The sequence below is a fragment of the Streptomyces sp. CA-146814 genome (assembly GCF_050942385.1).
GTDB lineage: Bacteria > Actinomycetota > Actinomycetes > Streptomycetales > Streptomycetaceae > Streptomyces.
Genome location: NZ_CP192068.1, coordinates 7,132,521 through 7,152,511, shown reverse-complemented (window position 1 = coordinate 7,152,511; position 19,991 = coordinate 7,132,521). Strand labels below are relative to the sequence as shown.

Here is a 19,991-nt window from a genome sequence, read left to right as displayed (position 1 = left end):
ACCGTAGGCCGGTCGCACATATGCCGCATATCGGGAGACACGGTCAGGTGGCCGGTCCAGAATCGGGCCATGGACCTGCCGGTGATGCCGCCCGTGAAGCCGATGCTCGCCAAGTCGGTGGCCAAGATCCCGCCGGGCATGAGCTACGAGGCGAAGTGGGACGGCTTCCGGGCCATCGTGTACCGGGACGGCGACGAGGTGGAGATCGGCAGCCGTACGGGGAAGTCGCTGACCCGCTACTTCCCGGATCTGGTCGACGCCGTACGGGAGAACCTGCCGCCGCGCTGTGTGATCGACGGCGAGATCGTCATCGCCCACGAAGGACGGCTCGACTTCGACCGGCTCAGCGAGCGCATCCATCCGGCCGACTCCCGGGTGCGGATGCTGGCAGAGCGGACCCCGGCGAGCTTCGTCGCCTTCGACGTCCTCGCGGTCGACGACACCTCCCTGTTGAGCACCCCGCAGGTGGACCGCCGGGCCGTCCTGACAGCCGCTCTCTCCGGCGCCTCCGCGCCTGTACTCCTCGCTCCGTCCACCACGGACATCGAGCTGGCCCGCGAGTGGTTCGACCGGTACGAGGGAGCGGGGCTGGACGGGATCGTGGCCAAGCCGCTGGATCTGCCGTACCGGCCCGACACCCGGGTGATGTACAAGATCAAGCACGAGCGGACCGCCGATGTCGTGTTGGCGGGGTACCGCGAGCATAAGAGCGGCCCGGTCGTCGGCTCGCTCCTGCTCGGCCTGTACGACTCCGAGGGCGTGCTCCAGCACGTCGGCGTCTGCGCGGCCTTCCCGATGAAGCGGCGCGCCGAACTGGCCGAGGAGCTGGCCCCGCTGCGCTGCGCGTTCGCCGACCACCCGTGGGGTGCGTGGGCCGAGGCGGCGGCGCACGAGGCCGCGCGGCTGCCGGGGACGCAGAACCGCTGGTCGGGCAAGAAGGACCAGTCGTGGGTGCCGCTGCGGCCGGAACGGGTCTGCGAGGTGGCGTACGACCACATGGAGGGGGACCGGTTCCGCCATACGACGCAGTTCCGGCGGTGGCGCCCGGACCGGGACCCGGCCGGCTGTACGTACGGGCAGCTGGAGGAGGTCGTCTCCTACGACCTGGCGCAGGTGTTCGCGGGCGGCTGATCCGGAAGGGCCGCCTCCGCGGACATGAGCGGCGGTGACGGGGGCACCAGGCTGCGGGCAGGGGTGTACCGAGGAGAACGGGGAACGAAGATGGCCGATGGCCCGGAGACCGACCCGGCGGAGCTGCTCAAGGGGCTGACCGTCGACGGACGGCGGCCCGAGCAGCCGGTGCTGCTCGACGAGCGGGGCCGCCCACTGGAGACCTGGCGGGAGAACTACCCGTACGAACAGCGGATGCGGCGCAGGGAGTACGAGAAGGAGAAGCGCATCCTCCAGATCGAGCTGCTGAAGCTCCAGCGCTGGGTCCGGGAGAGCGGGCAGCGGCTGGTGGTCCTGTGCGAGGGCCGCGACGCGGCGGGCAAGGGCGGGACGATCCAGCGGTTCACCGAGCGCCTCAACCCGCGTGGCGCGCGCGTGGTGGCCCTGGAGAAGCCGACCGAGCGCGAGAGCGGTCAGTGGTACTTCCAGCGGTACGTGTCCCATCTGCCGACCGCCGGTGAGATCGTCTTCTTCGACCGCTCCTGGTACAACCGGGCCGGGGTGGAGCGGGTGATGGAGTTCTGCACCCCGGAGCAGCACGGCCATTTCCTCAAGCAGGCGCCGCTGTTCGAGCGGATGCTCGTCGACGACGGTGTGCTGCTGGTGAAGTTCTGGTTCTCGGTCTCCCGCAACGAACAGCGCACCCGGTTCGCGATCCGGCAGGTCGACCCGGTGCGCCAGTGGAAGCTGTCGCCGACCGACCTGGCCTCGCTCGACCTCTGGGACGACTACACGGCGGCGAAGGTCGACATGTTCCGGGCCACGGACACCGAACACGCGCCGTGGACGGTGGTGAAGAGCAACGACAAGAAGCGCGGCCGGCTGGAGGCGATGCGCAGTCTGCTGTGGCGGTTCGACTACGACAGCAAGGACGACAAGGCCGTCGGCACCCCGGACCCGCTGATCATCGGTGCCGCGGACACGCTGCTGGAACCGGGCGAGGAACGGTCCGACCTCTCCCCCACCCCGCTGGCCACCCGGGTCCACGGGCCGGGCGACCATCCCGAGCAGCCCTGACGGCGGGGCCGACAGGTGAGCCATCGGGGTCAGCCAGGTATGGAGGTGGCGACAGGGGGAATGCGGTGGTTTCCACCCGGAGTGGAAGAGATCGACGGCACGGAAGGAGGTACGGGCGTGTACAGCACCCCTCGCGTACGTCACGCGGACGGCACCTCCTCGGAGACTCCGCGGACCGCGGGCGAGGCGCGCGATGTCGTGACCCGGCTGCTGGCGGCGGAGTTCGACGAGTTGTCGGACGAGATCCTCTCGAACGTGGTCGTGGCGGACGCCCTGCTGGTGACCTCGGAGATCGTCACCAACGCACTGCGGCACGGCGGCGGCCTCACCGGCTTCTCGGCCCGGATCACCGACGACGGGCTCCGCCTCGTCGTCGACGACGCGGACCCCCGGCATCCCGTGCTCCAGGAGCCGCCGCCGGGGTCGGTCGGCGAGGGCGGTTACGGCTGGTCGCTGGTGCACCGGCTCACCCGGCAGCTGTCCGTCACCTCCCACCAGGGCGGCAAGCGCATCGTCGCCGTGGTGGCTCTGTTCTGAGCCACCGTGGTGACTCTGTTCTGGAGCCGCCGTGGTGGCCCTGTTCTGGAGCCGCCGCGCTTGCCCGGCTCGGCGCCTGGCGGCTGCGGCTCAGGACGAGGGTGACGGGCGCTGCTCGGTGGACGGTGCCGCCTCGCCGGCGCTGTGCCGGTCCTGCTGCGAGGCGAAGAGGTGCTGGATCCCGGTGATCCGCATGATCCGCTCCAGGAACGGCGGCGCGTCCTCCACATGCAGGTACACGCCTTCGGCAGCCGCGTCCCGGTGGATCTGCAGCAGGGCCGAGACGCCCATGGAGTCGCACAGCCTCAGCTCCGCGCAGTTCAGGCGGAGGTCACGCAGCTCCGGCCGGACGGCCAGCCAGTCCCCCGCCCGCACCACCAGCTCGTGGCTGGTGTCGTAGTCCAGGTCCCCGGTGAGGCGCAGCCGGACCCAGCCCCGGCCCTCCTCGGCGGTGACGGTGAGGAGGGGAGTGGGCAGGGCGGTCATGCGGAGGCTCCGGGTGGCTGGTCGGTGGTGGGCACGGCCTCGTCCAGGTGGAGGCGGGCACGGTCGATCATGCGGGTGGCCCGCGGGAAGTCCTTGAGCTCGGCGCCCAGGGCGTCCAGCGCGGGGCGCAGGGACCGGGCGGGCACGTTGCGGGCCGTCAGGACGGCGGCGGTCCACCGGATGAAGTCGGTGAAGAGGTCGTCGCTGTCGGTGTAGAGGGCCACGCCGAGGAACTCCACGATGTGGGCGATGTCCTCGGCGGTGCGCTCGCGCTGCCGTCCGGAGTACTCCGCCATCGCCGGGAAGTTCTCCTCCAGGTACGCCAGCACCACCCGGACGAGCCGGGCTCCGGCCCGTGCGACGAGGGTGTACTCCTGGTCGGTGAGGTGCTCCAGGCCGTCGGCCTCGCGCCGCCCCACCGCCAGGTCGGGGGCCGGGATGCCGTCGGCCAGCCGCCGGGCCGCGGCGCGCGCGTCGGGCGCCCAGGCGTCGGCGCCGAGCAGCCGGGCGTAGCGGCCGTCCGGGCCGAACGCCGCGCCGCCCGCCAGCACGGGCACGCCCACCGCCTGGCACGCGGTGATCGCGGTGTGGGCGGTGGGCAGCCGGGTCGCGAGGGACGAGGAGAGGGCCACCGCGTCCGCGCCGGTGTTGTGCAGATGGGTCACGAGGTGCGGGGTGGGCACCTGCGCGCCGAGGAAGTCGACCCGCCAGCCCCGCAGGGTGAGGACCTCGGCGAGCAGCCGGGCGGGCAGGCTGTGCCACTCCTGGTCCACGCAGGCGACGGTGATCCGGCCGCCGTAAGGGGCGGGCCGGTGGGCCGGGTGGTGCGCGAGCGCGGCGATCACCCGCTCGGCGATCGCGGTGGCCGCGTGCTCCTGGGCGACGGTCAGCCGGTCGGCCTGCCAGGCGTGGCCGACCCGGGCCTGCACGGGGGCGATCACGTCGAGCAGGACCGACTCGGCAGATATTCCGGCGTCCAGGGCCCGCAACACGATGTCCGCGGCCCGGTACTCGTCCCGGCCGGTCACCGCGGTCCACAGGTCGGTGCGCAGCGTGTCGAGACCGGGAGCGTCGACGGTGGTGGTCATGAGGTGTACCTGCCCCGTGTGTGACCGTCCACCGCACTCAGATGGGTGGTCCGCGGTGCGGTGATGGCGACCACCGCCTGATCGTCGTGGCCACCGTCGCGCAGCCACTGCGCGGTGAGCATCCTGATGTGCTCCACCATCGCCTCGCCGGGCATGCCGCCGCACTCGGCCAGCGCCCGCTTCAGCCGTTCCTCGCCGAAGAGTTCACCGCCGAGCGGGCCGCCGCGGGCCTCGGTGACGCCGTCGGTGTAGAGCAGGCACGTGTCGCCGGGGAACAGGGCGGTCTCGACGGTCCGGGCCGTCACCTGGTCCAGTGCTCCGACCAGGCTGCCGCGGGTGGGGACCTCCTCCACCCGGCCGTCGTCGCGCACCACCAGCGGCGCCGGGTGGCCCGCCGAGGTGAGGCGCAGGCGCACCTGGTTCTCGGTGCGCCGGACGGATGCCAGGACCAGCGTGGCGAACCGGGTGTTGTCGGTGTTCAGCAGCGCTCCGTTGAGGAGTTGCAGCACCCGTTCGTGGTCGTCGGCCATCGGCATGAGGGCCTGGAGCGTGTTGCGGATCTTGCCGGTGAGGACCGCGGCCTCCAGCCCCTTGCCGCAGACGTCGCCGAGCACCACGAGCGACGGGTCGGAGGGCGTGGGGCCGGGGTGGACGTCGTAGAAGTCGCCGCCGACCCGCTCGTGGGAGCTGGAGGGGCGGTAGCCGCCGGCGAACTCGACGCCGTGCACCCGGTGGAGGCGCGGCGGCAGCAGATCGCGCATCAGCGTGCGGGTGATGCTGTGCTGTTCGGCGTAGAGGCGGGCCGCGGACAGGGCGGCTCCGGCGCGGGCCGCGAACAGCCGGGCGAACGTCTCCTCCGTCTCGCTGAACCCGCTGCTGGTGTCCGCGCGGAGCAGGATCAGCGCCCCGGCGGGCACGCCGTGGCCGGGCAGCGGGGTCACGGCCACCGAGCCGACCGTCGTACCGAAGCCCTCGGGCACGAGCCAGTCGGGCAGCGACGTCGGGTCGATCCACCGCGACGGGACGGGCGGGAAGCCCCTCAGCGCCTCGGCGAGACCCGGTACGTCGGTGGGGTCGGCCGCGATCATGTCCTGCCTGACGTCCTGGCCCTGCACGGCACGGGTCACGGGCAGCCGGCGGCCCGCCGACGGCGCCACCACGACGGCCGCGTCGGCCAGGAATCCGGCGGCCAGCCGGGCGGTGGCTGCCATGCACCGCTCGGAGTTGAGCGAGGACAGCAGCACGTTGGACGCCTCGGCGAGGAACCTGGTGCGTTCGCGTTCGGTGGTCAGCGCCTCCTCGGCGGCGTACCGGGCCGTCTGGTCGACCAGCCACCACACCACCTCGCCGTCCCCGCGCCGGGTCGGATGGGCCTCGAAGCTCCGGCCCTCGAACCCGCCCTGGACGGCGGGGAGCCGCGAGCCGCCCTGGTGCACGGCGTCCTCGGCCACCGCGGCGGTGGCCCGGGACAGCCAGGCGAGGCCGTCGGGCAGCCGGGTGTCCTGCCGGACGCCCGGGAGCAGGCCCGTGTCCCCGTCGATCCGTACGGCCGTTCCGGCGCGGTCGACGACCACGATCACGGCGTGCGGCGGCCGGCCCCAGTCGGTCGGAGTGCATCGCTCCTTCGTGGGTGTGCCGGTCTCTGCCTTGGGTGAAGCCATGAGGGGGGACCCGCCTGCGGCGAGTCGCACCACCTTCCGATCGGAACGAACTGTTTCCTTCGGGCAAACATCTCGGAGGCCGCCCGAAATATCAACCCGATCCCGCGTGCGTCCACCATGCGGGTCACCTGTGGCACAAGACGGTCACGTCACTCTTTCGAGGTCTTCACACATTCTCGGCTCAGGTGGCGGACGGGGCGGTGGTTGCGGGGTCGGTGGTTCCCGGGTCGGTGGTGGGGGCCGGGTCGGTGGGAGCTGCGTCGGTGGGGGTGGGGGTGGGGGTGGGCTCGGGCGGGCCCGGGTCGGTGGGGTCGGGGCCGGGATCGGTGGGGGTGGGTGTCGGGTCGGTGGGGGTGGGGTCCGGGTCGGTGGGTCCGGGGTCGGTGGGGCCGGGGCCGGGGTCCGTGGGATCCGTGGGGTCAGGGGTGGGATCCGTCGGGCCGGGCGTCGGGGTCGGGGTGCCGGGGTCGGAGGGGCTCGGGCTCGGGGAGCCGGGTTTCGTGGGGGCGGGTGTGGGGTTGGGGCCCGGGGGGCGAGTGGGCTGGGGGCCGATGACGATGCCGCCGCCACCCTTGCCGGGCTCCACGGGCGTGCCGGAGCCGACCGGTGCCTTCGGCCGGTTCACGCCGCCGGGCCCGGGGCTGACGGGGAGAACGCCCTGCCCATCGGCGACCGGATGGGTGCCCTGGCGGTAGAACTCCAGCCAGGACAGCACCGTACGGAGATAGGCGCCGGAGCGGTTGTAGCTGAGGATCGCCCGGTCCAGGTCGGCCCGGACGGTCAGATCGCGGCCGCCGGCGCAGAGGTAGTCCCCGGCGGCGAGAGCGGCGTCGTAGATGTTGTTCGGGTCCTTGCGGCCGTCGCCGTTGCCGTCCTTGGCCCAGTTCACCCAGGTGGACGGGATGAATTGCATCGGCCCGACGGCCCGGTCGTACGTCCGGTCGCCGTCGTACACCCCGTTGTCCGTGTCCCGGATCAGCGCGAAGCCCACTCCGTCGAGCGCGGGCCCCAGGATCGGCGTGAGCGTCGTGCCCCGCACGTCGACCCGCCCGCCCGCCGCCTGCCCGGACTCCACCTTGCCGATCGCCGCGAGCAGCTGCCAGGGGAGCCGGCAGCCGGGGTCGCTGCGGCGTAAGGACCGCTCGGCGTTCCGGTACGCGGTGAGCACGGTCGCCGGGATGCCCGCCTCGGAACGGGGCCGGGCCACCAGCGGAAGCGGCGGTTGGGTCCCGGCCCGTGGCGGCTTCAGGGGCGCGGGCGGCTGCGGGCTCTCCAGCGGTGGCAGCTCGGTGTGGTACGAGTCGTCGCCCTCCACCTCGCTCCACACCACGTCGTCCGTGCCCGACGCGGCCCGCACTTCGCGTGTCGCCGCCACCGCGTCCGCGTCACCGAAGCCGGGCGCCTGGGACGCGGTGAGCGCGGCCATCGCGGCGACCGCGGTGACCGTACCGGTGAGCTGGCGGCGCACCGTACCGTTGAACCTCATAGCAGGTCCCCTCTCCCCGGCTGCCCGGCCTGGCGGTTCAGCGGGTGAACGTGTCGATGGCGGCGATCCGCCAGGTGTCCCCACGACGGACGGCGTCCACGGCGAACATGGCCGCCGCGAAGGTCGTCTCCTCGTCCTTGCCGGTACGGGTGTTGCTCTGGTCGGCGAAGACCAGCAGCCGGGCGCGGTCACCGTCCAGATACTCGACCCCGCTCGCGGTGACCGTCGTGGTGAGGACGAGCTTCTGCCGCGGCGCCTGCTCCCGTACCTCCGCGAGCATGTCCTGGTGCTGCTGCACGGCCCTGCCGGTCAGGTACGTCTTCGCCGCACGGTCCGAGCGGGCGGGCGAGGCGTAGTCGTACGAGAACACCGCGCCGACCGCCTCGCTGATCCGCCCCTTCACCTCGCTGGTCGCGGCGATGTCGGTGAGCGCGGTGTTCTGCCGCGCGGGCTCGTCCCGCAGACTCGCCGCCGAGGTGAACGCCCAGGCGGCGAAGGCCCCGAGGAGGACGGTGAGGGCGCAGAGGAGTGCGGGAAGGCGGGGGCGGAGCCGCCGCCGGGAGGTGGCTGCCGCCCTGGGCTCCGGCTCGGACCCGGTTACGGCCTCCGGCTCACGCTCGGACCCGGTCACGGCCTCCGGCTCACGCTCGGACCCGGTCACGGCCTCCGGCTCACGCTCGGACCCGGTCACGGCCTTCGGCTCGCGCTCGGTCGCCGTGGCGGCCTCCGGGTCCACTTCCGTAACGGGCTTGGAGACCAGCTCGGCTGACGGGCTCGGGCGGGATGGCGAAGTGGCCAGTCTGCGGCGGCGGTTGACCAGGTGGCGCGTGGTCGACATGTCGGAAGGTCCTCTCGGATGCGGGGCGGCGGGGCCTGCGCGGGTACGAGGCGGGGTTCAGCCCGCCGTGGAGCCGACGGGTGCCTGGCCGAGGGCGCTGAGCTTCCAGCCCGCGGAGGTCCGGGTGAGGGTGCCGAGCATCCGGCTCTCCTTCACCGCCGGGTCGCCCTTGGGCGCGGTGACGGTGACCCGGAGCGCCACCATGACCCCCGCCCGGCCCGCGCGTTCGTCGAGTTCGGTCACCGCGCCGGAGAGGACCTTCGCGGTGCTGACCGTCTTCGCCGCCACGATCTGCTTCGCGAACGCGTCCCGCCCTTCGACGAGTTGGCGGTGGAGGTCGCCGGTGGTCGACTCCTCCCAGCTGTCGAGTCCCCTCTCCAGCGTGCGGTGGTCCAGGGTGTTCATGTTCTGCACCGCCTGCTCGCCCGCCGCCAGCGCGTCGTCCCTCGCCTGCGCGTACGAGGCCGATCCGTCGTGAGCGGCGTCGTAGCGCTGCCAGCCGCCGAAGCCTGCCGCTCCGGCCGCCACGACCGCGAGTGCCGTCGCCGCGATCACCAGGGGGTTTCTCGTCGTTCCCGCGCGTGCCATGTGCTGCCTCTCCCCTGCCGTCATATGGAGCTGATCTCGACGATCCGCCAGCGCTCGTCCCGCAGTTCGGCGGTGACGGAGAGCTGGCCGGATGCGGTGGTGGCGGGCCGGCCCCGGCGTTCGTAGACCTGGTCGAGGAAGACCAGGAGGTGGGCGCCGGTGCCGGACAGCCGGGTGACTCCGGCCCGTACGACATGGGTGGTGAGCGTCAGCTTCTGGTCGGCGGCCTGCTTCTCGACCTGGCCGAACAGGGCCGCGTACTGCTGGAGCGCCTTGCCCGCGAGGACCTCCTGCGCGGCTTCCTTGGTGAGGCCGGTGGCGTCGGGGCCGTACGAGAAGATCCGGCCGAGCGCGTTGCTGACGTCGCCGGTGACCCGGGTGGTGGCCTCGGCGTCGGTGAGGGCGAGGTTGGTGGTGGCCGGGGTGTCGCGCAGCTCGCGGCCTTCGGCGAAGAGGAGGCCGCCGGTGACGAGGAGAGCGAGCGCCAGGGTGGCGCCGAGGATGCGAGGCCACCGGGGACGGCGGCCGGGCTCGTCGGTGCTGTCCGGTTCGACGGCGTCCGGTTCGACGGCGTCCGGTTCGACGGCGTCGAGATGCTCCTCACCCTCAACAGCCTTGCCCAGCAACACTGTTCGTTCGCTCATCCGCCGTCTCCCGCCGCCATCGCCGTGAGCGCCTTCACTTTCCAGCCGGCCTCGGTACGGGCGAGCGTGGCGGTGAAGCGCTTGCGCTGAGTGCCCGGTGCGCCCGTGCGCGGAGTGACCTCGACGTCCACGGTGGCGATCAGCTCCGCCGTGCCGGTGCGGTCGTCCAGGGCGGTGAGCGCCGCCGACGTCACCTCGGAGTCGGCGGTGTCGCCCGCTTCGGTGAGCGTCTTCGCGTCGGCGGCCGAGGTCCGCTTCAGCTGGTCGTGGAGCGGTCCCGTCGCGGCCTCCCGCCAGGCCCGCAGCCCAGCGGAGACGCTGGTGGCGTCCCTGCCGTCCAGGCTGTTCAGCGTGGCCAGGTGCCGTTTGCCTTGCGCCAGTGCCGCATCGCGGGCCTTGGCGTAGGCGAGGGTGCGGTCGCCGCGCGCCTGGGCGTACGACCAGGTGCCGAGTCCGCAGACGAGCGCGGCGGCCAGCAGGACGGCCCAGCCGCCGAGGTGCCGGGTGCGGAGCGTCATGAGCCACCGCCTCCCAGCCCCAGGAGTCCGGCCATGCCGGGGGCGGGAGGTGCGGTACCGGGTGCGGTGCCGAGTGCTCCGGGGAGCCGGTCCTTCACGTCAGCGTCGGCCCCCTCCCCCAGCAGCATCGAGCCGGGCTGGGCGGGTGCGGGCACCGGGCCGCCCTTCGGCGCGTTGGCGCTGCCTCGGACGTTGATGCCGGTACCGGCTGAAGAGGCGCACCGGGCACCGGAGTTGAGCGCGGGAGCCGGTGAGGTGTCGAGTCCGTTGCGGTAGGTCGTGGCACCGTATCCGGCGGTGCAGGGCAGCGGCTCGAAGAAGGTGACCGACATACCGAACCGGGCCCCGTCCTCGTCGACCGCGCTCGATCCGGCCGCCACCACCGCCGGGAGCTTCACCAGCAGTTCCTCCAGACCTCGTTGGCGGGTGACGGCGACCTCCGATGTGGTGAGCAGGTTGGCGACGACGACACCGAAGGCCGGGTCCAGGTCGCGCAGCAGCCCGCTGATCTGTACGGCGGCGTCCGGCGTCGTCGCGATCAGCCGCCGCAGGTCGCCGTCGGAGCTCTTGAGTTCGGCCGCCAGCTCCTTGGCGCCGGAGGCGAACCCCTTGAGCGCCGCGCCCTGTTCGGCCTGGGTGCGCAGCACGGTCTCGCCGTCGGCCATCAGCCGGGTGGTCGTCGGCAGTGCCCGGTCGGCCGCTTCGACGAAGTCGCCGCCGCTGTCCAGCAGCACCTGGAGGTCGTCGCCGCGCCCTTCGAAGGCGGTGCCGAACTCCTCGACCACCGTGCGCAGATGCTCCGGGTCGACCGAGCTCGCGAAGTCGTTGACGCTGGTGAGGACCTCGGTGGGCGGTGCCGGGAGGGTGGTGTCGGCCGCCTCGATCACCGAGCCGTTGCCCAGGTAGGGGCCGGCGGAGCGGGTCGGGCGCAGGTCGACGTATTGCTCGCCGACCGCCGAGAGGTTGGCGACGACGGCCTTCAGGCCGTCCGGGATGGGCGGGGCGTCCTTCTCGATCCGCAGCTCGGCCGCCACACCGTCCTCGGTCAGCTCGATGGGCCCGACCCGACCCACCGAGACGCCCCGGTAGGTGACGTTGGAGTGGGTGTAGAGGCCGCCGGTCTGCGGGAGTTGGACCGTGACGGTGTAGTAGCTGCGCAGTCCGACGTAGTGGCCGAGGCCGGCGTACCGGACGCCGAGGTAGCCCAGGACGAGCACGGCGATGACGAGGAAGGCGATGTTCTTGAGCCGGATGGCGGGAGTGATCACGGGGTGCCGCCCTTCTCCGAGGCCTCGGGGCCCGACGTACGCGACACGGCCGGCAGCGGAAACGGCAGCGCGCCGCGGGCCGCCGACGCGCCCTCCGTACCGTCTCCGCCGTCCTCGCCGGGCGGCTCGTGCGGTGGCGGAGGCAGGGTCGGGTCGTCCGGCGTGAGGGCCGGGATGATCCGCGTACCGGATGCTGCCGTGACGTCCAGGTAGACGTTCAGATAGTCGCCCTTCACTCCGCGCAGCACCTCGTCCGTGAACGGGTACGTCAGCGAGGCCTGGAGCGCGTCGGGCAGGTCCTGGCCGGAGTCGGCGAGCGCCTTCAGGGTCGGGGCGAGCGCCTTCAGGTCGGCGATCATGTCCGCCTTGCTCCGGTTGACCGTGTCGACGGCCACCGTGGAGAGCGTGTCGAGCGAGCGCAGCATGGTGAGCAGCGAACCGCGCTGTTTCTCCAGGACCTTCAGTCCGGGGCTGAGCCCGGTGAGGACCGTTCCGACGTCCTGCTTGCGGGTGGCGAGCGTGGCGGCGAGCCGGTTCACGCCGTCCAGGGCCCGAGTGATGTCGCCCTTGTTGCTGTCCAGGTTGGTGACGAGGGTGTCGACCCGCTTCAGCATCGAGCGGATCTGCGGCTCCTGGCCGGTGAGCGCCTTGTTCAGCTCGGTGGTGATGGTCTTGAGCTGGTTGATCCCGCCGCCGTTGAGCAGCAGGGAGAGGGCGCCGAAGACCTCTTCGACCTCCGGGTTGCGGTTGGTGCGGGTGAGCGGGATGCGGCCGGTCTCCGCCAGCGAGCCGCGGGCGGTGCCCTCGGCGGGCCGGGTGAGCTGGATGAACTTCTCGCCGAGGAGGCTGGACTGTTCGAGGCGGGCGTAGGCGTTGGCCGGGAGCTCGATGTCCCCGTTGACCCGCATGGTGACCCTGGCGCTCCAGCCGTCGGCGGCGAGGTCGATCCTGGTGACGCGTCCGACGGAGACGTCGTTGACCTTGACCGAGGACTGCGGGGCCAGGCTGAGAACGTCGCCGAACTCGGCGGTGATCTCGTACGGCTGGTCGCCGAGGTCGGCGCCGCCGGGCAGCGTGATCTGCTCGATGCCGGTGAGGACCGGGCCGTCGGTGCGGACCACGACCAGCGCGATCAGCGCGCCGGTGGCCAGCAGGGCCACGGCTCCGGTCGCCGCCCGGACAGCGGTACGCGTGCCGGTGGTGCGCATGCCGGTGGTGCGCTTCCCGGTGGTGCGCGGGGAACCGCTCATCGTTCCGCCCCCTTCCTGTCGTCCGGTTTCTGCTGCGCGGGCTGTTTCTCCGGCGTCCCGAAGACCGTCCCGATCTCCGGCAGCGGCAGCACCGGCAGAGCCTTCCGGCGGTTGGCGTCGACGGGCGCGAGCCCGGGCGGCGGGCCGGCGGCCGCGTCCGGGCCGACGAGCGGGCCGCCCATGGAGAGCTCGTTGAGGTTGGCGCGGCCGTTCAGGGTCCGGTGGGCCGGGTCGTACGCGTTGAGGACGTTGCCCGCCGCCAGCGGCAGCGTGTCCATCGCCTCGGCCAGCGAGGCACGTTGGTCGGCCAGGGCCTGGGTGATCGGGACCAGCGCGTCGACGTTCTTCTTCAGCGCGCCCCGGTTCTTGGCGATGAAGGTCTTCACCTGGCCGAGCGCGGCGCCCAGCTCCTTCAGCGCCGCGCTGAGGTTCTTCTTGTCGTCCGCGAGGAACGAGGTGACCGAGTTCAGCTGCTGCTCGGCGGTGCGGACCTCGCTGTCGTTCTCCTTGAGCATGGTGGTGAAGGACTGGAGGTGGGCGAGGGTGTCGAAGAGGTCGCCGCTGCTCCTGTCGAGGGTCTTGGCGGCCTTGCCGAACTGCTCGACGGAGTTCCCGATGGCCTTGCCGTTGCCGTCCAGGTTCTTGGCACCGGTCTCCAGGAGCCGGGCCAGTGCCCCGTCGGCGTTGGCCCCGTTCGGGCCGAGCGCCGTGGTGATCTCGGTGATGGAGGCGTACAGCTGGTCGACCTCCACGGGCGTGGCGTTGCGGGCGGCGGGGAGCTGGGCTCCGTCCGCGAGGAGCGGTCCGCCTTCGTAGGCCGGGGCGAGCTGGACGTACCGGTCGGCGACGAGGCTGGGCGCGACGACGACCGCGTGGGCGTCCTTCGGCACCTTGACACCTTCGTCCAGCCGGAGGACGACCTTCACCTCCCGGCCTTCGGGCGTGACGGACTCGACCGTGCCGACCCGGACGCCGAGGATCCGCAGGTCTGACCCGGCGTAGACGCCCGTCGCCCGCTCGAAGTAGGCGGTGACGGTGGTCCGGGAGTCCTCCCGCACCGCGCTGACCCCGGTGGTGGCGGCGACGGCGACGACCGCGAGTCCGGCGCCGATGCCGATGATGCGTGTGCGTCTCATGTCAGCGGCCGCCTTGCTTCGGTGGCATGCATCCGGTGGCCGGTGGTGTACCGGCGGGCAGGTAGTTCCGGGGCACGACCCCGCAGGCGTACGTGTCGAACCAGCGGCCGTTGCCCAGGGTGTTGCCGACCAGCCGGCTGTACGAGCCGGTCATGGCGAGCACCTTGTCCAGGCTCTTGCGGTTCTTCGCGAGGACGGCGGTGACCCGGCCGAGCGAGGCCAGCGTCGGCCCGAGCTGCTGGTCGTTCTCCTCGACGAGGCCGGTGAGCTGGACGCCGAGGCTGCGGGTGCCGGTGAGCAGCAGGTGGATGGCGTCGCGGCGGGCCTGGAGCTCGCCGAGCAGCAGGTTGCCGTCCTCCAGGAGGGTCTCGAAGCTGCTCTTCTTCCCCGCGAGCGTCTTCGTGAGGCGTTTGCTCCCCTGGAGCAGCGTGGCGAGCTGGGCGTCGCGCTGGGAGACCGTACGGGAGAGGGCGGAGAGCCCTTCCGCCGCGCTGCGGACGTGCGGCGGGGAGTCCTTGAAGGTGGCGGAGATCGTCTCGAAGCTCCTGGCCAGCTGCTCGGTGTCGATCTCCGCGATGGTCTCGCCGAGCCCGTTGAACGCCTGGGTGACGTCGTACGGGGAGGTCGTACGGCTCGCGGTGATGCGGGAGCCGGGATCCTGCGGGGCGTTGCCGAGCGGGTCGACGGCGAGGTACTTCTCGCCGAGGAGCGTCTTGACGGCGATGCCCACGGTGGAGGCGTTGCCGATCCAGGCGTCCTCGACCGTGAAGTCGACCTTCACGCGCGGCCCGTCGAGCGAGACGCCGGTGACCTCGCCGACCTTGACTCCGGCGATCCGCACCTCGTCGCCGTCGGAGAGCCCGGCGGATTCGCTGAAGTCGGCGCTGTACGAGGTTCCGCCGCCGATGAAGGGCAGGGAGTCGGCGCGCCAGGCGGCGAGGGCCAGGAGGGTGAGGACGAGGAGTCCGACGGTGGCGACGGCGACCGGGTTGCGTTCCCGGATCGGGGTGAGGGTCATGCCAGGCACCTCGGCTGGGTGATGGCGATGCCGGTGGGCGGCGCGGAGCCGTCGTCGGTGGCCACCCCGCCGACCGTGGCCTCGCAGAGGTAGAGGTTGAGCCAGGAGCCGTAGGAGGTGAGGCGGCTGATCGCCTCCATCTTGGCCGGGGTCTTGTCGAGGAAGTTCTCGATCTGGGGTCTCCCCTTGTCCAACTGGTCGCTCAGTCGCCCCAGTTGCCGGATATTCTCCTTGAGGGGCTTCCGGCCGTCCTGGAAGAGGTCCGCGGTGACCGTGGTCAGAGCGCCCATGGCCGTCACGGCCTCACCGAGCGGTTCGCGGTCACCGGAGAAGCCGGAGACGAGCTTCTCCAGCGTGATGACGAGGTCGTCGAACCCGGCCTCCCGGTCGTTGACCGTCTTCAGGACCGTGTTGAGGTTCTTGATCACCTCGCCGATCACCTTGTCTTTCGCGGCGACGGTGCTGGTGAGCGAGCCGACGTGGCGCAGGATGGAGTCGACGGTGCCGCCCTCGCCCTGGAGGACCTGGACGATGGAGCCGGCGAGCTGGTTGACGTCCGGCGGGGACAACCCTTCGAAGAGGGGCTGGAAGCCGTTGAAGAGCTGGGTGAGGTCGAGCGCCGGGGTGGTGCGGGAGAGCGGGATGGTCGCCCCGGCCGCGAAGGTCCGGCCGACCGGCCCGGCGCCACGGTCCAGGTCGACATAGCGCTGGCCGACCATGTTCAGGTACTTGATGGACGCCGTCACGGAGGCGGGGAGCGTACGCCCTTTCCGTACGCCGAAGGTGACCTCGGCGACCCTGCGGTCGGCGACGCGGACGGACTCGACCTGGCCGACCTTCACTCCGGCGATGCGGACGCTGTCGCCGGGGATGAGGCCGGTGGCGTCGGTGAACCGCGCCTTGTACGTGGTGGTGTCGCCGACGCCCGTGTTGGCGATGGAGAGCCCGAGGACGGTGGTGGCGAGGACGGTCACCAGGACGAAGACGAGGGACTTGGTGAGCGGTCCCGCGAGCGAGCGGCGTTTCACTTGAGCTTCACCTCCGCACCGCGGAAGGCCGGTCCGATGAGCACGCTGCTCCAGTCGGGCAGGGTCTGCGGCTGGACTTTCAGTGACGGGGCGACCAACTCGTTGACGAGCTGGGACTCCTGGGGCGAGTTGGGCAGGCCGAGCGCGGTGTCCTGGGCGGCCGGTGGTGGTGCGGTGACGTCGGTGGCACGGCGGTTGTCGGCGGTCGGGGCGCCGCCCTTGCCGACGTACGGCACCGAGTAACAGCGCGGACCACCGCTGGAGTTGTAGACCGGGGTGTCCTTGCCGGGGACGTACTTCCCTTTTGACGGAACGGACTTCACGGTCACGTGCAGGCCCGGCTCGTTCGTCCCTTTGCCGAGCGCCTTGTCCATGGCGGGCACGAAGCCGGCGACCGTGCGGAGCGTGCACGGGAACGCGTCGGCGTACTGGGCGAGGAGTTCGAGCGTGGGCCGGCCGGAGGAGGAGAGCCGGATGAGGTTCTCCTTGTTCTCCCGCAGGAAGGAGGTGACGTCGCGTGCGGAGGCGGTGGTGGTGCCGTACAACGCGGCGAGCCGCGCCTCCTGTTCGGCGATCGTGCCGCTCGTGGTGGTGGCGTCGGTGAGAGCGTCGAGAATGTCCGGTGAGGCGTCCGCGTAGAGCGTGCTGACCTTGACGAGCTGCTTGATGTCCTCGTTGAGCGTGGGGAGTTGGGGGTTGAACTTCTTCAGGTGGGCGTCCAGCGTGGTCAGCGTCCGGCCGAGCTGGTCGCCGCGGCCTTCGAGCGCCTGGGAGACGGCGCCGAGCGTGGCGGAGAGCTTCTCGGGCTTCACGGCGGTCAGCAGCGGCAGCACGTTGTCCAGCACCTCCTCCAGCTCGATGGCGTTGCTGGAGCGGTCCTGCGGGATCACCGCACCGGCGCTCAGCGTGCGCGTGGAAGGGACGCGCGGCGGGACCAGGGCGACGAAACGCTGGCCGAAGAGGGTGGTGGGCAGCATCTGCGCGGTGACGTCGGCCGGGATCCGGTCCAGCTGGTCCGGGTCGATGGCGAGCGTGAGGCGGGCGCCCTCGGCGTCGGTCGCGATGGACCTGACCTGGCCGATGACGACTCCGCGCAGCTTCACATCGGCGTTCTCGTGCATCTCGTTGCCGACCGGACCGGTCCGTACGGTGACGGTGGCGTCGTCGGTGAACTCCTTGTCGTACACCGCGACCGAGACCCACACCAGGACGGCGGGGACCAGGAGGAAGGCGACTCCGGCGACTCTGCGGCGGACGGTTCGCGTGGCACGTGCACTCATCAGCCGGCCACCTTCACCGTCGTCGTGGCGCCCCAGATGGCGAGCGAGAGGAAGAAGTCGGTGACGCTGATGAGCACGATCGCGTTCCGCACCGACCGCCCCACCGCCACACCCACTCCGGCAGGTCCGCCGGTGGCGTGGAAGCCGTAGTAGCAGTGGGCGAGGATCACCAGCACGCTGAAGATCAGCACCTTGAGCACCGACAGCAGCACGTCGTCCGGCGAGAGGAAGAGGTTGAAGTAGTGGTCGTAGGTGCCCGCCGACTGGCCGTTGAAGAGGATGGTGATGTAGCGGGAGGCGAGGTACGAGGAGAGCAGGCCGATCGCGTACAGCGGGATGATCGCGACGACGCCGGCGATGATCCGGGTGGTGACGAGGTACGGCATCGACCGCACACCCATCGCCTCCAGCGCGTCGACCTCCTCGTTGATCCGCATCGCGCCGAGCTGCGCGGTGAAGCCGGCGCCGACGGTGGCGGAGAGGGCGAGCCCGGCGACCAGGGGCGCGATCTCACGGGTGTTGAAGTAGGCGGAGATGAACCCGGTGAACGCCGAGGTGCCGATCTGGTCGAGCGCCGCGTACCCCTGGAGGCCGACGACCGTGCCGGTGAACAGGGTCATCGCGACCATCACACCGATGGTGCCGCCGATGACACCGAGGCCGCCGCTGCCGAAGGCGACCTCGGCCAGCAGCCGCTGCACCTCCTTGAGGTAGCGGCGCAGGGTGCGCGGGATCCAGACCAGGGCCCTTACGTAGAAGGTGAGTTGGTCGCCGGAACGGTCGAGCCAGCTGAGCATCGCCATCGTCCTCAGCCCCCCTTCGCGGGGACGATCTGGAGGTAGATCGCCGTGAGGACCATGTTCACGAAGAACAGCAGCATGAAGGTGATGACGACGGACTGGTTGACCGCGTCACCGACGCCCTTGGGACCGCCGCGCGGGTTCAGGCCGCGGTGGGCGGCGACGATGCCCGCGATGAAGCCGAAGATGAGGGCCTTGAGCTCGCTGACGTACAGGTCGGGCAGTTGGGCGAGGGCGGAGAAGCTCGCCAGGTAGGCGCCCGGTGTGCCGTCCTGCATGATCACGTTGAAGAAGTAGCCGCCGAGCGTGCCGACGACCGAGATCAGGCCGTTGAGCAGGACGGCGACGAGCATGGTGGCGAGGACGCGCGGGACGACGAGGCGCTGGATGGGCGAGACGCCCATGACCTCCATCGCGTCCAGCTCCTCGCGGATCTTGCGGGAGCCGAGGTCGGCGCAGATCGCGGAGCCGGCGGCGCCCGAGATGAGCAGTGCCACGATGATCGGGCTGGCCTGCTGGATCACCGCGAGGACGCTGGCGCCGCCGGTGAAGGACTGGGCGCCGAGCTGCTGGGTGAGCGAGCCGACCTGGAGGGCGATGACCGCGCCGAACGGGATGGAGACGAGGGCTGCGGGCAGGATGGTGACGCTGGCGACGAACCAGAACTGCTCGATGAACTCGCGTAATTGGAAGGGCCTGCGGAAGATGGCGCGGCCCACGGCGATACCGAGCGCGAACAGCTTCCCGGTCTCGCGGAGCGGGGCGAGCAGTCGGCTGGGGCGGCGCTGCTCGGGGTTCTTGGAGAGGGCCGGCGGGGCCTTCTCCGGCGGCTCGGGCGGCCGCACCGGCATCGGGGCGGTCACGCTTTCGCACCTCCCGCGGCCGGGGCGTAGCTGTTGAGGATGGCCGTACGGGCGGCCTCCGGCAGCTGGCCCATCATCGCCATGACCCGCTCACGGCGGCGCAGCGCTCCCTGGCGTACGGGCATGCCGGGCGAGGGCTCCAGCTGCGGGACGACGGTCCGGGGTGCGGCGATCGTGGCCGTGGTGCCGAGGGAGTCGTGACGTTGCTGCTCGGCGGCGAGCGTGGCGGCGTCCTTCTCCTCCGACATGCCGATGGGCCCTTCGCGGCGTCCGGCGAGGAACTGCGAGACGACCGGCATGTCGCTGGTGAGCAGCACCTCGCGCGGGCCGAAGGTGACGAGGTTGCGGCAGAACAGCATCCCCATGTTGTCCGGGACGGTCGCCGCGATGTCGAGGTTGTGGGTGACGATCAGCATCGTGGCGTCGATCTGCGCGTTCAGGTCGATGAGCAGCTGCGAGAGGTACGCGGTGCGCACGGGATCGAGTCCGGAGTCCGGTTCGTCGCAGAGGATGATCTGCGGGTCCAGGACGAGGGCGCGGGCGAGGCCGGCGCGTTTGCGCATGCCGCCGGAGATCTCGCCCGGGAGCTTCCCCTCGGCACCGAGCAGTCCGACGATGTCGATCCGCTCCATGACGATGCGGCGGATCTCGGACTCCTTCTTGCGGGTGTGCTCGCGCAGCGGGAAGGCGATGTTGTCGAAGAGGGACATCGAGCCGAAGAGCGCGCCGTCCTGGAACATGAGGCCGAAGAGCTTCCGCGTCTCCATGATGTCGCGTTCGGAGCTGTTCACCATGTCGACGCCGTTGATGAGGACGCGTCCCTGTTCCGGCTTCAGAAGTCCGATGATGGATTTCAGGAAGACGGTCTTTCCGGTGCCGGAAGGGCCGAGCATGACACTCACTTCACCGGCGGGCAGGGTGAGGCTGACGTCCTGCCAGATGTTCTGCTTGCCGAAGGACTTCGTCAGGCCTTCGACGACGACTTCGATTCCCATCGACCCTCCTTCGACGTGGTGGCGACTTCGGTCATCTGTCAACGCTCCGGCTCTCGGAAAACAAGCAGGTACGGAGGGGTTTCGGGCCGCTCAACCGGGACGCTACGGCTCGGTAACCTCAGTTCGCAATACTGGATACGGAACTTTCTGCGGCGTGATCGCGGCGCCCGGATTACTTGTTTCCGAGTGAGTGATCGGCGCGCCAAACCTGTTAATCGTTGATGAGTTTTCCGCTCGGTGGCGGACGTCTTTCCCCGCCGAAGAGCCCTTCCGGCCGTCGCTCGGCCGGAAGGGCTGCGGGGTTGGTCCAGATCACCGGC

The 19,991-nt window shown here is 71.3% G+C and carries 20 protein-coding genes; 3 read left to right on the top strand and 17 right to left on the bottom strand.

Annotated features, from left to right (window positions below; all coding sequences use genetic code 11):
- The first annotated feature begins 69 nt into the window (after positions 1-69).
- From ACQP09_RS31600 to ACQP09_RS31590, 3 genes are all read left to right on the top strand, one after another.
- Entirely contained in the window at positions 70-1,131 is a 1,062-nt protein-coding gene (locus ACQP09_RS31600) for an ATP-dependent DNA ligase (RefSeq protein WP_433405912.1), read from the top strand.
- Positions 1,132-1,221: 90 nt separating this feature from the next.
- Positions 1,222-2,187: a polyphosphate kinase 2 gene (ppk2, locus tag ACQP09_RS31595; protein WP_433405910.1), complete on the top strand. Its 966-nt coding sequence runs from the start codon at positions 1,222-1,224 to the stop codon at positions 2,185-2,187.
- A gap of 117 nt (positions 2,188-2,304) precedes the next feature.
- Positions 2,305-2,724 (top strand): ATP-binding protein, encoded by a 420-nt coding sequence (locus tag ACQP09_RS31590; RefSeq protein WP_433405908.1) that lies wholly within the window; start codon positions 2,305-2,307, stop codon positions 2,722-2,724.
- A gap of 90 nt (positions 2,725-2,814) precedes the next feature.
- On the opposite strand, the gene ACQP09_RS31585 is transcribed toward ACQP09_RS31590, so the two are convergent.
- The 17 genes from ACQP09_RS31585 to ACQP09_RS31505 form a co-directional block, all read right to left on the bottom strand.
- Positions 2,815-3,210, bottom strand: coding sequence for an STAS domain-containing protein (locus ACQP09_RS31585; protein WP_433405906.1), 396 nt, complete (start codon positions 3,208-3,210; stop codon positions 2,815-2,817).
- Positions 3,207-4,298: a cobalamin B12-binding domain-containing protein gene (locus ACQP09_RS31580; protein WP_433405904.1), complete on the bottom strand. Its 1,092-nt coding sequence runs from the start codon at positions 4,296-4,298 to the stop codon at positions 3,207-3,209. The genes ACQP09_RS31585 and ACQP09_RS31580 overlap by 4 nt, the downstream gene beginning before the upstream one ends.
- Entirely contained in the window at positions 4,295-5,959 is a 1,665-nt protein-coding gene (locus ACQP09_RS31575) for a PP2C family protein-serine/threonine phosphatase (protein ID WP_433405902.1), read from the bottom strand. The genes ACQP09_RS31580 and ACQP09_RS31575 overlap by 4 nt, the downstream gene beginning before the upstream one ends.
- 181 nt (positions 5,960-6,140) lie before the next feature.
- Positions 6,141-7,445, bottom strand: a complete 1,305-nt coding sequence (locus ACQP09_RS31570; protein ID WP_433405900.1) for a lytic transglycosylase domain-containing protein — start codon at positions 7,443-7,445, stop codon at positions 6,141-6,143.
- 37 nt (positions 7,446-7,482) lie between these two features.
- Positions 7,483-8,283 carry a hypothetical protein gene (locus ACQP09_RS31565; protein WP_433405898.1) on the bottom strand — a complete coding sequence of 267 codons (801 nt, stop codon included), beginning with the start codon at positions 8,281-8,283 and terminating at the stop codon, positions 7,483-7,485.
- Between the two features lie 57 nt (positions 8,284-8,340).
- Entirely contained in the window at positions 8,341-8,871 is a 531-nt protein-coding gene (locus ACQP09_RS31560; protein WP_433405896.1) for a hypothetical protein, read from the bottom strand.
- 20 nt (positions 8,872-8,891) lie between these two features.
- Positions 8,892-9,515 (bottom strand): hypothetical protein, encoded by a 624-nt coding sequence (locus tag ACQP09_RS31555; RefSeq protein ID WP_433405895.1) that lies wholly within the window; start codon positions 9,513-9,515, stop codon positions 8,892-8,894.
- The gene (locus tag ACQP09_RS31550; RefSeq protein WP_433405893.1) at positions 9,512-10,033 is read right to left on the bottom strand and encodes a hypothetical protein; all 522 of its coding nucleotides are present in this window, start codon (positions 10,031-10,033) and stop codon (positions 9,512-9,514) included. Before ACQP09_RS31550 ends, ACQP09_RS31555 begins: the two co-directional genes overlap by 4 nt.
- Positions 10,030-11,301: an MCE family protein gene (locus ACQP09_RS31545; protein ID WP_433405891.1), complete on the bottom strand. Its 1,272-nt coding sequence runs from the start codon at positions 11,299-11,301 to the stop codon at positions 10,030-10,032. Before ACQP09_RS31545 ends, ACQP09_RS31550 begins: the two co-directional genes overlap by 4 nt.
- Positions 11,298-12,509, bottom strand: coding sequence for an MCE family protein (locus tag ACQP09_RS31540; protein WP_433406830.1), 1,212 nt, complete (start codon positions 12,507-12,509; stop codon positions 11,298-11,300). The genes ACQP09_RS31545 and ACQP09_RS31540 overlap by 4 nt, the downstream gene beginning before the upstream one ends.
- Positions 12,510-12,547: 38 nt before the next feature.
- Entirely contained in the window at positions 12,548-13,687 is a 1,140-nt protein-coding gene (locus ACQP09_RS31535; RefSeq protein ID WP_433405890.1) for an MCE family protein, read from the bottom strand.
- Between the two features lies 1 nt (position 13,688).
- Positions 13,689-14,705 (bottom strand): MCE family protein, encoded by a 1,017-nt coding sequence (locus tag ACQP09_RS31530; protein ID WP_433405888.1) that lies wholly within the window; start codon positions 14,703-14,705, stop codon positions 13,689-13,691.
- A complete protein-coding gene (locus ACQP09_RS31525) occupies positions 14,702-15,733 on the bottom strand; it encodes an MCE family protein (RefSeq protein WP_433405886.1) in 1,032 nt (343 codons plus the stop codon). The genes ACQP09_RS31530 and ACQP09_RS31525 overlap by 4 nt, the downstream gene beginning before the upstream one ends.
- Positions 15,730-17,013: an MCE family protein gene (locus tag ACQP09_RS31520; protein ID WP_433405884.1), complete on the bottom strand. Its 1,284-nt coding sequence runs from the start codon at positions 17,011-17,013 to the stop codon at positions 15,730-15,732. The genes ACQP09_RS31525 and ACQP09_RS31520 overlap by 4 nt, the downstream gene beginning before the upstream one ends.
- Complete coding sequence (locus ACQP09_RS31515; protein WP_432148718.1) at positions 17,013-17,816, bottom strand: MlaE family ABC transporter permease; 804 nt, start codon at positions 17,814-17,816, stop codon at positions 17,013-17,015. The genes ACQP09_RS31520 and ACQP09_RS31515 overlap by 1 nt, the downstream gene beginning before the upstream one ends.
- Before the next feature lie 5 nt (positions 17,817-17,821).
- The gene (locus ACQP09_RS31510; protein ID WP_433405882.1) at positions 17,822-18,676 is read right to left on the bottom strand and encodes an MlaE family ABC transporter permease; all 855 of its coding nucleotides are present in this window, start codon (positions 18,674-18,676) and stop codon (positions 17,822-17,824) included.
- Positions 18,673-19,671, bottom strand: coding sequence for an ABC transporter ATP-binding protein (locus ACQP09_RS31505; protein WP_433405880.1), 999 nt, complete (start codon positions 19,669-19,671; stop codon positions 18,673-18,675). The genes ACQP09_RS31510 and ACQP09_RS31505 overlap by 4 nt, the downstream gene beginning before the upstream one ends.
- Positions 19,672-19,991 lie beyond the last annotated feature (320 nt).